The sequence below is a fragment of the Corallococcus sp. Z5C101001 genome, from assembly GCF_007352635.1.
Taxonomy (GTDB): domain Bacteria; phylum Myxococcota; class Myxococcia; order Myxococcales; family Myxococcaceae; genus Corallococcus; species Corallococcus silvisoli.
The window spans coordinates 1-12,283 of the sequence record NZ_VKLU01000031.1; the positions used below are offsets into that span (position 1 = coordinate 1).

The window sequence follows — 12,283 nt, forward strand, 5'->3', positions numbered from 1 at the left end:
GTCCTGCCTGCTCTCGCCCCCAGGGCGTGGTCATCCCGGCCGCTCAGCCGAGGCGACAACTTCCCTGACACAGGGGGCCCCAGCCCCGTACCTTCAAGCAACTCGGCAAGCGCAGAAGCGATGTCCCGCATCAGAACCACACCTTCCGAAAACGTACGACACCCACACCATCCACGCTCTCGTCCACCGCGACCGGGCGCCGAGCATGGTTGAAGTCCGCTACGTCCTCCCCCGGGAGCCAAACACGGTGCTGTAGGGTGACAGGCGCATCCGTATAGACGACATGCGCGGCCAGATGCTCATTACCGTTGGCGTCACGGATGAGACGCCGGGATGGCTGCACGCGAGCCCGTGCCGTCGCCTGGGGCCCGAGCGTCGGCTTGCCGTAGGCGTCGCGTCTCGTCAGCACGGCATAGGTAATGGTCTGGCGGAAGGTGTCAGAAGGCGAAGCCATCAGCTCACCCGGTGAATGACGTAGGGCGCGAGCAACGCCTGCGCGGCTCCGGGAATGGGACTCTTCCCCTCCGCCTTCGCGGCGAAGTAGCTCACGGACCAATCCCCGATGGACTCACTGGCCACCATCGCGTCGATGCCACGCGAGCGGTACAGCTGCACCGCAGTGAGGATAGTGGCCTCTTGCACGTCCTCTGGCAGCGCAACCACGCGCGAGGCGTCCAGGGCCCGCTGTCCAGGCGTCACGAAGCCCCCGTCGTAGACGACGCGGATGCCATCCTCGCCGCCCTGGAAGCTGTCCACCGCCTCCACTACCAGCCCGCCCGAGCGCGCCGTTGCCCGCCACACGCCGCGCCTGCGGTACAGCATGCCGGCATCCGCTAGCTTCCCGTGGGCTTCGTACTCCTCGGACGGCACGAAGGCACCGCCCTCCCAGACGCCCACTACCAGGACAACGGGCGGGCGCTCCAGCAGCAGCAATGGGCGCCCGTAGCCAGCCGGGTACTCCACGAGCCCCGGGCCGTACTCGAAGACCCGGCCGCAGTACCCAGCCACAGCCCGGCTCGCCGCCGTGACGAGGGATTCCAGGCGCGGCGTCACCGCCACGCCCAGGTCATCCGCCACGGTGGCAGGCAGGCACAAGTCAGCAGGATGCGCCATGGCGTCACACCGGCAGCGTCATTGCGCCGCCGAAGACGACGAAAGCGCACGCCTGGAGGCTGGGCGATGTCCCGCCCGTTAGCGTCGTGGCCTCCGCCACGCGGATGAACCGCTTCGCCGCGCCGAGGTCCACGTCCTTCTCCGCGAAAGCGTTCGCCGCAGCCAGCTGCACGGAGGCCGAACCCAGCCCGGTAGGCACGTAGTCCGTCCAGGCGTCATCCGCTCCATTGTCGCTGGAGTGCTGGAGCTTCACGTCGTAGCCCTGCGCGGTGGGGTCGCCCATCACCGCGCCCGTGGCCGCGACGAGGACGCAGCTCTCGCCCAAGACAAGCCGATCGTAGCCCTGCCCCTGGCGAGTTCCTGCGGGCGTCGCGGCGGGCGAGGTGCCCAGGCGTGCGGCAATGAAGGCGCCAATGTGACTGATGTGCGGTGCGCTCATGGTGTCCTTTCGTGGGGCGTGGCCCCGGTCAGTTGCTGCCCCAGCTCAGGTCCTTCACCACGACGCCGGACTGCCGGTGGCGCATGGCCAGGTCGTGCTTGGTGATGGCGCGCAGCACTGTCTGGTCCGTGGAGATGCCGGACACCAACTGCCCGCCGCGCGTGAAGGCGCCGTTGGGGAAGACTTCGATTTCCAGCGCCATGGACTCGCCGATGAGCACCTCGGACATGTCCACGAGGTAGAGCTCCGAGCGGGCATTGCCCGCGCCGAGCGTCTCGGGAATCTGGTTGGAGACGAAGAAGGGCAGGCCGCGCAGCGTCCCGTGCTCCACCATCTCCCGCTCCAGGGCGTTGTAGCCCTCGCCGCCAGGGCCCACCGCATCCAGGATGGCCGTCTCCGCGCCCGGGGCCATCAGCCACACGGGCTGCACCATGGGCACGTTGGCCTTCTTCAGCTTCCGCTTCGCCTTGTTCAGCTCCTTCTTCATCTCCAGCAGCGTGGGCGCTCCCGCCGTGGCCACCGTCTCCGCGTAGACGTGGGCCGCGTCCAGCTGGTTGCGGATGCCTCGGGGCTCCAGCTGCGTGCCGCTGCCCCGGAGGAAGGCCGCGTCCTCCCGCAGCGCCATGACGTTGAGCAAGTCGTTGCGGATGAACTCCTCCGCGTTGATGGAGGCGTTGCGGATGAGGTCGTTGGGGACGGCCGTCAGCGCCGTGAGCTTCTTCTCCGAGAGGGAGACGGAGTCCGTTCCCGGCTCCGACTCCTGAATGGCGGACGTCTCCCCTCCGTAGAAGGCCGTGCCCGTGCTGGACTGCCTGTCGAAGGTGAGCGAGGCGCCGATGGGGATGACGCGGGCGCCGGCCTGCCGCACCACGGCCTTGTTGCGCAGCAGCTCGATGAACTCGGAGGCGAACGACGGGTGCACCAGGGAACCGAGGCCGGAGTAATTGCCCTGGGAGAGGGCCTTGCTCACCACCTCGTCTCCCCAGCCCTTGAGGACGTCCACCACGTTGCGGCCTTCCATGCGCGCGACGGCCTTCGCCTTCACGAAGCGGATGAGGTTCAGGCCCGTGCCCTCTGTCATGTGCTTGCCGGTAATCGGCGCGCGTCGGGGCTCCTCGGGTGCCGCATCCGCCTTGGGGGCCAGGAGGGGGGCGTACCCGTCCCGGTGTCCCTTGGACTGCTCCACCAACTGCGAGGCCACAAGCGGGCCCAACGTCTTCGCCATCTCCTTCATCTCTTCGGGGGTCATGCTTTCTCCTGGAGGTGCTGCAAGAGGGCCCGCGCCGTGTGAGCGGCAAGGGCGTGGGTGTCGGACTCGGTCAGGGAGGGGGAGGCAGCGGGTGGCGCGGCCTTGCGCTTCTTCCGCGACTTGCGGCCCAGTGCTTTCACCACCGCCTGGGCGATGTCGCGGATGAGGGTGGCGCGCTCGTCGGCGTGCTTCTTCAGCCGCACCGCGCGCTGGTTGCCGGGAATCGTGACGACGGAGATTTCGAGAAGCTCCTGCTCGTCGCAGTCGAAGCCGCCGCGCTCGTTCTCGTGGTAGCGCAGCATGCGGTAGCGCACGCTCACCGCGTTGAGGATGCCCTTCTCCACCTTGCGCTCGACGCGCCGGGCAAACTCGTCGTCCTGGTCAAACTCGATGTCCACCAGCAGGGCATCCCCCTGGACGTAGGCGAGGCCCTTGCCGATGGGCAGCACGTCGGTGCGGCCGGCGCCGAGCAGTCCTCCGGATCCGTCATCGTGCATGTAGAGGACGACGGGGTTCGCGGCGTAGGCGTCCAGCCGCCAGCCCTGGACGGACAGGCGGTCGGAATATCTGTCGAAGTCCCCATCATTCGCGCGGAAGGTGAAGACCTTCGGCCGGCCCTCAACTGGGGAGGGGGCGTCCTTCTGGGCGACGAGGCGGCGGGTTCTCTGAAGAGGCTTGTGCATTCACCTCTTCAATGGGGGCAACTTCTGGCGCTGGCCCTGAAGCATCCACTCATTTTCATTTCTCCCTCCGAGACCGCCTGCTCGTCCGCTCACGGGTTCTCCGAGGGGAAACTTCAAATGAGGGGATTGCTCAGAGTGTGGCCAGTCCTGGCATTCTCATCGACCACACGGAATGATGGCCACATTGGACGGACGTCCACCCGCAGGCAATATCTAACCACTCCCCATCCCTCGTTTATCACTCCCACCCGACAAGGCAATGCCCCCTAAAAAAGCCCACAGAAGCGACGCCAAAACCAAAAGCCCTTCATCGACCAAGCCAACGGTCGGAATTTCCAACATTGCCCACAACATGCCCATAGCAGGATTCCCGTCCCTCGAAAAACTTGCCTTGTCATTGGGGAAATCATTAAGAACAACAATTAAAGCAGACGACGCTTCGGTTCGCGCGGCCATCAAGCGCCTCCACGATCTCCCCAAATACACCGTCAACTTCCAGGCGCTCATTGCCGAAGAAGAAAACACACACTCCAGAGACACAGGAAATCCGGAAACGCCAAGCAGGATTCTAAATCCAATAACAACGACGATAAGCGAAATAATAAGCCACCTCTCCGTGTATCCCGGAGATATCTACAAGCTCACGCCTCGAAAATTCGAAGAGCTCATTGCGGAACTCTTTTCCGGAATGGGATATAGCGTAAGGCTGACTTCAGTATCGCGGGACGGAGGACGAGACGTTCTTGCATCCAGGAATGACCCTACAGGGAAAATCCTGACGCTCATTGAATGTAAACGATTTTCGCACACACACAAGGTGGACGTCGGCTTGGTGCGAAGCCTTTACGGAGTTGTAGAGGCCGATTGTGCCACTCGTGGAATCCTCGCCACTACGTCATTCTTCACAAGGGACGCCAAGAAACTAGCGAAGTCCCCGAATCTGAAATACCGAATATCCCTGGCTGATTACGACAGCGTAATTGAATGGATTAACCGACACAAAAAATAGCTCAGGTTGCAGAGGCCTCGTCAACACAGAGTTCAGATGGCCCCAGCTCAATAGCGGCCAGTCTCACTCGACTCCACAAGCAAAGCCCACTCATTCCACCACCTGCATTGGAGGGCCATTCCGCACTTGCCCCGGCATCGGCAATGGGTAGCCCTGACGGTTCGGGTCCGGCTTGAAACCCGCCAGCTCGCGCCACTCTGTGTAGCTGAAGGCCTCCGGCATGGTGCTCATGACGCGGAGCTGGTGCTCGCGGTCCGCCGGCACAGGGCTGTCGTAGTCGAGGATGGCCTCCGCATCGCCAAGGATCGGCATCAACCGCATCTGGTACTCGGTTCGCAGGAACTCCATGCGGGGGAGCGTCGCCTGCTCGGCGAGATTCTCCCGCGCCGCGAAGGCCGTCGCCTTGTTGGAGCTGGAGATGTCGCCCACGATTTCGGGCGGCACCCGGTACGTCATCCGCACGAAGTTCATCAGGAACTTCCGCAGCTCTACCAGTTGCATGTCGCGGAAGCTCGTGTCCAGGCGCGCGAACGTCACCCGCCCGCTGGTGAGGAGCAGTTTACCCGCCTTGTCCGGGCCCTGGTGCTCGCGCGCCAGGGATTCCTTGAATGCCTTCGCACCCGCGCTGTTCGCATCTGTCAGGCCCTCAATCGACGCGATGGCTGGCGGCAGCATGTTGTTCCAGAAGGACGCGCGCAGGAACCGCGCCACGAACTCGTCCGTGTCCAGCTCATCCCCCAGCGCGAAGGCCGGGCCGACACCGCGACCGAGCGGATCCTCCGGGTCCAGGTTGCGCAGGTGGAGCACGTCCGCTGCTGGAACCTCCCGTGTCACGCCGCCCACCGCGACGGTGAAGGTCCGCTGCTCGCGCGGCACGTCCATCGCGGGTAGGCGGATGACAAGGTTCGGGGGGACCGGCCAGAATCCCACCGGGAAGCCCGCCACGCGCTCCAGCACTAGGAAGGCCTCGCCGACGAGGTCCAGGTACACCTGCACCAGCTTCGTGACGGAGCGGCCCGTCAAGTAGTCGTTGGGGTCGGCGAGCATCCGCAGAATGGGATGGTCCGGCACCTCCTGGACTTCCCCCGCGTCCAGCATGGACTTCAACCGCATGGCGCGGACCTCGCGCGTCGCGCTGCGAAGGGCGTAGTCCTTCACCGGGTGGCCCTCCCGCGAGACGCGGCGGTACACGCGCCAGTTCACCCCGGCCACGGAATCCGCGACCACGTCCACGACCGCGCGGAGCCAGGGCATCTCGCGGTACGCCGCCAGCAGTTGCGCCGTGCCCCGGCGCGGCGGCGCCTGCTGCCAGCGCGCCAGCTCCAGCCCTGTCCCCTGTCGCGGAGGACTACTCACCGCCGACTTCATCCGCTCCCACAGTCCCAAGGTGCGCCTCACAAGCAGAAGAAGGAATCCGCGAACACCAGCTCGTGGGCACCCCACAGCAGAGCGTCCACCCGGTCATCGCGGCGGCCGTTGATGCCGCTGAATTTGGCGAGCTGCGCCTCCAGCTTCGGGAAGCTGCCCACCAGCTCAATCCGCCCCGTCTCCGCCAGGGCGCTCACCGGCTCGGCGCGCTTCGACTTCGCTTCCCGCGCACGCACTGGCTTTACGTTCACCTGGACGCCCATCTCCGAGGCCACGGTCTGGATGGTCGTCTCCACCATCTCCCCACCCGAGTTCACCTCCGCCACCAGGGCATCGCAGCCGAAGGCCAGGTACTCGCGGATCGCGGCTGCGGCCCACTCACGCGGTGAGCCCCGGAGGCTCGCGTCCTTGAGCACGGAGATGCGCTTGAGGGGCGCGCCCTCCGTCCCGGCAAGCGGGCTGCTTCTCACGCCCTGGACGACGATGCCCGTCTCGTCCGAGCCCGTCTCGCTGGTGGGCGCCGGGTCCACAGACACGATGCGTCGATCCAGGCCCCGCGCGTACTCGTGGGCATCCGCCTCCACGCGGCCCCACTTCGCCGAGCCGAAGATGGCGCCGGGCACGTCCATCAGCAGTCGGCCCAGCACCTCCTGCTGGCCCCAGCGCGTGTTCATGAGGGCCCGCATGGTGGCCACGGCACTGGGGGCGAGGTTCGCGCGGTTGGCCAGGGAGGAGCCCGTCCGGAGCACGACGCCCGGCCGCAGTGTCTTCGCCTCCGCATCCGCGAAGAGAAGATCCTCCAGCTTCTTCAGCGGGCGGGGCGTCCCGGTCAGCAGCAGTTGGGGCGGGTGCGTGGCGCTGCCGATGCGCAGCACCATGGGGAGTTGGTCGAGGGCCGCCATCTCGTGCTTCCAGGACGCCGGCTCATCGCCCCAGGCCCAGCCGCAGTTGGGGCCGCGCAGCCGGTCCGGCTTATCCGCCGAGTAGCAGATGGCGTAGACGCCGTTGGGCCACGTCACCCGGCGCTTGCTGGGCTCATACACCGGCATGAACCACGGAGGGGACAGGGCCAGGATGCCGCTGGAGCCGCGAATCATGGTGTCGCGCACGTCGGCCGCCGTGGGGCCGATGAGGGCGCCAATCGTCTTCGCCTCGCGGGCCTTCTGAATCACCCACCGGGCACCGCTCCAGGTCTTCCCGAAGCCCCGACCCGCCATGATGAAGCAGGTGGAGAACGACGTGGGCGGCACCTGCTCGCGCCGCGCCCAGAAGTCCAAGTCATGAACGAGGGTCTCCACCTCGGGATGGGTGAGCTTCCCGAAGAGGCGCGCGAGGCCCTGGCGCGTGCCCGCGTGCTTCACCAGGTACTCGGCTGGGGACTCGTCCGGAGAGAGCTTCTCCAGCATCCCCGAGAAGCCGAAGGCGTCACGGCGCATCGTCGCCTCCAGCACCGCTGGTGTCCGGCGTGGCCTCGGGGGCGTCCGGAAGGAATCGGCCCAGCCGCTCCATCAGCAGCTCACGCAGGGCCACCTCGTCTGCGGCCTTGTCCTCGGGCGCCTTCTCCTCGACGTTGTCCCTCCGCCCGTACAACTCGGGGAAGCGCCGCGACAGAAGCCACTGGACGTGCTTGGGGTTGTGCGAGGCAGCCGCCATCAGCATGTCCGTGGCCGACTGCATGAAGCGCGCTTCGGCGGCGCTCACCGCGAGGAAGAAGTCGTGGAAGCGGCCCCGCTCCTCGCCCGCGCCCCGGTGGAACCATCGCGAGAGGGTGTGCTCGTTGACGCCGACGAGTCCGGCCACGGCGCGGCGGAAGAGGCCGCGCTCCAGGTGGCCGCAAATCTCGGCCTGCAACTCAGGTGTCAGCTTGGTGGGAGGTGCCATTCCCCCTTTCAATGGGGGCAACATCTGCACATGTTTTCCGCGTCGGGCCGCACACATCGCGACAGGGCCGCGTTTTTCTCAAGATTTTCCGAGCGTGGGGGCCCGCCGAGCAAGGCAGGAAAGGGACGACCGTCCCAAATCTGGACCCGGGGGGGCTATGTGCTGGACGCCGACGCGATGCGCTCATGGCAGGCCAGGAAGTCCGCGCAGGACACCGCCCAGCGCCGCGTATACGCCCCGCCCTCGCACGTTTCCGTCACGGACAGGGCTCCGGCGCCCCTCGGCACCTGGACGCCGCACAGGACGCAAGGCGCGGCGTGCTGGTTGCGCCGCAGCTCCGGTAGCCTGTCCGCGCACGCGAGGTGACGCGGCCCCGTCCCAAGCGTGTAGTCGATGCGCTCGCCCTTCAGCACGAGCGCGCCGCACGCGGCACAAGGCCCGCCACGCTGTGCCACCAGGACGGGCATCAGCGCGCCTTCCCCGCCAGACGCTCGCGAAGCTGCTCGTGGGCGCGGGCCAACATGGCGTCCAGCTGACCTCGCGGCTCGTTCCACTCCAGGGCCACCTGCCGAACGCTGCGCGACTCCCTCCCGAGGCCGTGGACGCGCGACACCAGCTTCCGCAGCTTGGGGGCCAGCTTCAGCACCTCGTGCCGCAGTCGGGCGCACTCCTCGCGCAGCATGAAGAGGTCCTCGATGGTGGCCGCCTCCAGCGCCAGGGCCGCGTCGTGCATCTTCGTCAACGAGCACGGCAGCGCCTCGGACGGGTCATCGCGACTCACCAACGGGGACGCCCTTGGCGCCTTCCCCTGCCCCTTGCGCCCGCGCTGCGCGGCGTCCGAGGGGCGCACGTCCGCGCTGTGCATCCGAATCTGGTCCGTGATGGCGCGCCGGGCCCGCCACGCCACCCACGTCGAGAAGGTCTGCTTGCCGCGCTTCTCCGGACGGTAGGTGCTGATGGCCTTGAGGACTTCCAGGAGGGCCACCTGCACGAGGTCATCCTCCTGCACCGAGCCGCGCAGCTTCTCGTAGCGGCGCGCCTGTTGGCGCAGCTGGGGCTCCATGAGGCGCAACAGCGCTTCCGTCAGCCGCCGAGCCCGCGCGGATTCGCCCGCCGAGCGAATCTCGCTCACCAAGGCGTCCGGGCATTCCCGCGACACAGCTCCCCGTGAAACATGCGGCTCGTCCTTCGACACCCGTCGTCGCATCATCCCCCGTGCCTCCCATGCGATGAGAAAACCACTGTCATCCCAACGACAGCGCTCGCGGCCCCAAGCAAGACGCCAGCCATGTCACACTCTGCGGAATCCCTCCCTCGCGGAGTGAAACACCCGTTTCGTGAGACATGCCGAGACGGCGCGCGGCTCGCGCCCGGGGGTTCGGTCCCCCTCCGCACCGGGTGAAGGCGGGCGCCACGGGACGCCGTGCGGGCCGTCGCACTGACAAGCTGTTTCACGGACTCGGGGATTTGAGCAGTCGTAGCCATTCCCCCCTTCAATGGGGGCAACCCCGGCGAGTGGTTGAGAGTTTGTGCGAGGCCATGGGCGGCACAGGCATTCACAACCCAGAAACGGCCCTCCCAACTCTTACGCGCGATGATGTGGGATATCCCTTCGCGCGCGTGTATTCCTCCTTCTCCTATATTCCTACCTCATCTCTCTAAGGGTTCTAGGAGAAGGGGAAGAGGGAGTGCCATGCCGGGCACAGCAGCCTTCTCCGCGTCACGGCAAGAACGTGCCCCCATTGAAGGGGTGTGACTCCATCGCATGCCCGATTCCCGCCCAACCCTGCCGCCCCCGCCCCGCTCGGCCGACCCGCGCGCGCGTCCGAGGAGGCCTCATGCTGATTGCCTTCTTCGACACCGTCACGGACACCCAGCCCAAACCCCAGGACGTCACCTGGGAGGAGTTGAAGCGGCTTCTCACCACGCACACCGTGTCGGCCTGCGCCCCATGCGTCGGCCACAAGTGCCCAGTGAAGCTGGAGCAGCGAGGCTGGGCCCCGGTGGACATCGGCCCCATTCGCCGCAGTGAGCACGTCCGTGCCGTCACGGCGGCCGTCTTCGACCTGGACGGGCTCTCCGACGAGGGACTCTCGGCCCTGCCCCAGCGACTCGACGGGTACGCGGCGGCAGTCCATTCCACCCACGGACACCGCCCGGGGAACAACAGCCTGCGTGTCGTCGTGCCGCTGACTCGCCCCGCCCTGCGCTCCGAGTGGCCAGCGGTGCGCGCCGCCGCCGTGCGCCTCCTCGACCTGCCGGCGGACCCGAGCACCAAAGACTTGGGGCGCATGTACTTCCTGCCGAATCACTCCGGGGAGCACCCCACCGTCGCCTGGACGCGCGAAGGCCACGCCCTCGACGTGGACGCGCTCCTCGTGCATTCGCGCGCCCCCTCCCAGTCCGCGCCAGCCACCATGGGCGCGGCAGCGGATCTCTTCGACTTGCGGGCCCTCCTGCGCCGCGTCCGCAAGCCCGAGCACCGGGAGCTCATCCGCCGCACCCTCGCGGGTGAGCCCCTCGCCGAGCGCGGCGCCCAGGACACCACCCTCAACACGCTGATGAGCTGCTGCGCCTTCGTCCTGCCCCTGGAGACGCCCGAAGACGTCGTCCTGGAGCTGTTCCGCGACTGCTTCGCGGCCACGGACTGGGGCGAGGGCACGGAGCACCTGCGCGAGCAGGCTCGCCTCAAGCTGCGCCGCCACCGGGCCCGCCGCACGGAGGCCGACGCGAAGCGGCTCGCGGAGAATGAGGCCATCTGGCGTGCGCTCGGCACCCGCCCTCCAACCGCCCAGGCCCCCGGCCTGGCCCCGGAGGAAGGCGAGGAGGACCCGGAGGCATGGGGCCGCAACCTCATCATGGACATCAGCAGCAAGGGCGACAGCCGCCTCCGCAACTGCGAGGCCAACGTCTTCACCGTCCTGCTGTCGTCCCCGGAGTGGCGGGGCGTGCTGCGCTTCAACGAAGTCAGCAAGCGCCTGGAGGTGGTGGGCGGTCCGCTGCCTCCAGGCCTCGACCCGGAGACGCTCGACGTCGAAATCGCCAACTGGCTCCAGCAAAGCGAGTACGGGCGCCTGGGCCTCCAGCCCAAGGCCGCCGTCGTCGCGCCGCAGATTCTCGCCGTGGCCAAGCGCAACCGTTACGACCCTGTCGCCGACTACCTCCAAGCGCTGGAGTGGGACGGGGTGCCGCGCCTCGCGGGCATGCTCGCGCGCTACTTTGGCGCCGAGGGAGACGTCGCCCACCTGCGCACCATCGGCGAGAAGTTCGCCATCGGCGCCGTGGCGCGGGCGCTGCGGCCGGGCTGCAAGGTGGACACCGTCCTCATCCTGGAGGGGCCCCAGGGGCTGCGGAAGTCCACGGCGCTGCGCGTCCTGGCTGGAGACTGGTTCAGCGACGCGCCCATCGACGTCCACAACAAGGACTCGGCCATGTTGGCGTCCCAGTTCTGGTTCATCGAGTTGGCGGAACTCTCCACGCTGCGCCGTGCGGAAAACCAACCCTTCAAGGGCTTCATCAGCCGCACCGAGGACACGTACCGGCCCCCCTACGGGCGCGCCAACGTGAAGACGCCCCGGCGCTGCATCTTCGTCGGCACCACGAATGACGACGCCTACCTGAAGGACCCAACGGGGCACCGCCGCTACTGGCCGGTGCACTGCACCCACATCGACATCGAGGCGCTGCGCCAGGACAGGAACCAGCTCTGGGCGGAGGCCGTGGTGCTCCTCCAGCGGGGCGAGCCCTGGTGGCTGTCCGAGGAGGATGCCCAGCGCGCCGAGGCCCAGGCGGCGCTTCGCGCCGAGGGCGCGGGTGACGGTCGCGGGGAAGCCATCGTCCAGTGGTTTCTGCGCACGCCGAAGGAGCGGCGGCCCGCCGAGGTGTCCATTCTCCAGGTGGCCACAGACGCGCTGGGCATGCCCGTCGCACAGGTGGACCATCGCGCGTCCACGGAGGTGGGCACCTGCCTCGTCGCGCTCGGCTTCACCAAGCACCAGCGCCGGAGTGCGGACGGGCGCAGGCCTCGCATGTACCGCACGCCGGAGGACTTGCTAACCGCGAATCAGGAGGCGCGGCAACCGTACATGCCACCATCGGTCGCCGTACCCATGCACCGAACCTGAATCACGAGGAGGAGGCAGTCGGCGATGCTCCCGACTGCCCCTCTCAGCAACTTGCCTTCTACGGGCAGTCCGGCAGCGAGAGAAGGTTGTCCCTCCTGGTACTATCCGGGGTCGTCCGAATGTACCTCGGGTTGCTTGCCGGGTATGCGGACACGGACACCTTGTTCGCCCCGACCTGCACGTAGAATGAGTTCCCCGCCGCGATGGCGGCAATGACCTCCGGGACCGTCTTCTTCCACCCTCCAGGCCCACCAACTGCCGTGATGACTTCATAGTCGGTGCCCTGTCTCTCATCCCTCTTGATGCACGTAACTCGCAACTCCGGCACTGCGCCCTCCTCGTATCCGTCCGGCCAACGACGTGCTGAGAGGCGTTGAGTGAGGCGTCGGCGCGGTGGACCCTGGGGTGCATGTCGAA

General features: G+C 67.2%; 13 protein-coding genes. 2 read left to right on the forward strand and 11 right to left on the reverse strand.

Translation table 11 applies throughout. The features are described from left to right. Window positions 1-130 precede the first annotated feature (130 nt). Genes FOF48_RS35855 through FOF48_RS35875 form a run of 5 tightly spaced genes read right to left on the reverse strand, consistent with a single transcriptional unit; the run spans window position 131 to window position 3,484 of the window. Complete coding sequence (locus tag FOF48_RS35855) at window positions 131-454, reverse strand: hypothetical protein (RefSeq protein ID WP_143909474.1); 324 nt, start codon at window positions 452-454, stop codon at window positions 131-133. Next, complete coding sequence (locus FOF48_RS35860) at window positions 454-1,113, reverse strand: hypothetical protein (protein WP_143909476.1); 660 nt, start codon at window positions 1,111-1,113, stop codon at window positions 454-456. Before FOF48_RS35860 ends, FOF48_RS35855 begins: the two co-directional genes overlap by 1 nt. Window positions 1,114-1,117: 4 nt before the next feature. Then, window positions 1,118-1,552, reverse strand: coding sequence for a hypothetical protein (locus FOF48_RS35865; RefSeq protein ID WP_143909478.1), 435 nt, complete (start codon window positions 1,550-1,552; stop codon window positions 1,118-1,120). A gap of 28 nt (window positions 1,553-1,580) precedes the next feature. Further along, the gene (locus tag FOF48_RS35870) at window positions 1,581-2,801 is read right to left on the reverse strand and encodes a phage major capsid protein (protein ID WP_143909481.1); all 1,221 of its coding nucleotides are present in this window, start codon (window positions 2,799-2,801) and stop codon (window positions 1,581-1,583) included. After that, window positions 2,798-3,484 (reverse strand): HK97 family phage prohead protease, encoded by a 687-nt coding sequence (locus FOF48_RS35875; RefSeq protein ID WP_143909483.1) that lies wholly within the window; start codon window positions 3,482-3,484, stop codon window positions 2,798-2,800. The genes FOF48_RS35870 and FOF48_RS35875 overlap by 4 nt, the downstream gene beginning before the upstream one ends. Window positions 3,485-3,743: 259 nt before the next feature. On the opposite strand from FOF48_RS35875, the gene FOF48_RS35880 reads away from it, so the two are divergent. Further along, on the forward strand, window positions 3,744-4,493 hold the full coding sequence (locus FOF48_RS35880) for a restriction endonuclease (RefSeq protein WP_143909485.1): 750 nt from the start codon (window positions 3,744-3,746) through the stop codon (window positions 4,491-4,493). A 90-nt stretch (window positions 4,494-4,583) separates the two neighbouring features. Here the strand turns inward: FOF48_RS35880 and FOF48_RS35885 are convergent, their stop codons facing one another. From FOF48_RS35885 to FOF48_RS35905, 5 genes are all read right to left on the reverse strand, one after another. Continuing rightward, window positions 4,584-5,849, reverse strand: a complete 1,266-nt coding sequence (locus FOF48_RS35885; protein WP_255443060.1) for a phage portal protein — start codon at window positions 5,847-5,849, stop codon at window positions 4,584-4,586. A gap of 38 nt (window positions 5,850-5,887) precedes the next feature. Then, window positions 5,888-7,297 carry a terminase large subunit domain-containing protein gene (locus FOF48_RS35890; protein WP_143909489.1) on the reverse strand — a complete coding sequence of 470 codons (1,410 nt, stop codon included), beginning with the start codon at window positions 7,295-7,297 and terminating at the stop codon, window positions 5,888-5,890. Next, the gene (locus FOF48_RS35895) at window positions 7,287-7,742 is read right to left on the reverse strand and encodes a hypothetical protein (RefSeq protein WP_143909491.1); all 456 of its coding nucleotides are present in this window, start codon (window positions 7,740-7,742) and stop codon (window positions 7,287-7,289) included. The genes FOF48_RS35890 and FOF48_RS35895 overlap by 11 nt, the downstream gene beginning before the upstream one ends. A 155-nt stretch (window positions 7,743-7,897) precedes the next feature. Beyond that, on the reverse strand, window positions 7,898-8,209 hold the full coding sequence (locus FOF48_RS35900) for a hypothetical protein (RefSeq protein WP_143909493.1): 312 nt from the start codon (window positions 8,207-8,209) through the stop codon (window positions 7,898-7,900). Then, window positions 8,209-8,874 (reverse strand): sigma-70 family RNA polymerase sigma factor, encoded by a 666-nt coding sequence (locus FOF48_RS35905; RefSeq protein ID WP_186002217.1) that lies wholly within the window; start codon window positions 8,872-8,874, stop codon window positions 8,209-8,211. The genes FOF48_RS35900 and FOF48_RS35905 overlap by 1 nt, the downstream gene beginning before the upstream one ends. Before the next feature lie 706 nt (window positions 8,875-9,580). On the opposite strand from FOF48_RS35905, the gene FOF48_RS35910 reads away from it, so the two are divergent. Further along, window positions 9,581-11,866 carry a VapE domain-containing protein gene (locus FOF48_RS35910; RefSeq protein WP_143909497.1) on the forward strand — a complete coding sequence of 762 codons (2,286 nt, stop codon included), beginning with the start codon at window positions 9,581-9,583 and terminating at the stop codon, window positions 11,864-11,866. 58 nt (window positions 11,867-11,924) lie between these two features. Here FOF48_RS35910 and FOF48_RS35915 read toward each other — a convergent pair. Next, a partial coding sequence (locus FOF48_RS35915; protein WP_221938266.1) for a DUF3892 domain-containing protein occupies window positions 11,925-12,283 on the reverse strand: 359 nt, incomplete at its 5' end.